The following is a 254-nucleotide window of genomic DNA, read 5'->3' as shown; positions in this document are numbered from 1 at the left end:
GTCATGGTCTTTTACGGTACGAACTGTGAGGTCGGACATGGCGGGCTCCCTTCGCTGCTGCGCGATCTTTGCCCCAGTTGGTTCAAAAATCCAGCCCAAGGTCCAGCGTTGTCGCAGAATGAGTGAGCGCGCCCATGGAGATATAGTTCACCCCCGTCGCCGCGACCTCGGCAATGCGCGGCAATGTCATATTGCCCGACGCCTCAAGCACGATGCGCCCATTGGCAATTTCCACAGCCTGAAGCAGCGTGTTC

1 pseudogene is annotated in these 254 nt (G+C 58.3%); it reads right to left on the bottom strand.

The features are described from left to right. Positions 1 to 82: 82 nt before the first annotated feature. A pseudogene (locus A3722_RS12230) lies at positions 83 to 254 on the bottom strand (carboxylating nicotinate-nucleotide diphosphorylase); the annotation flags it as partial.

Origin of the sequence: Sulfitobacter sp. HI0027, assembly GCF_001634775.1 — a bacterium.
Lineage (GTDB): Bacteria > Pseudomonadota > Alphaproteobacteria > Rhodobacterales > Rhodobacteraceae > Sulfitobacter.
This window is presented reverse-complemented; position numbering and strand designations above follow the sequence as displayed.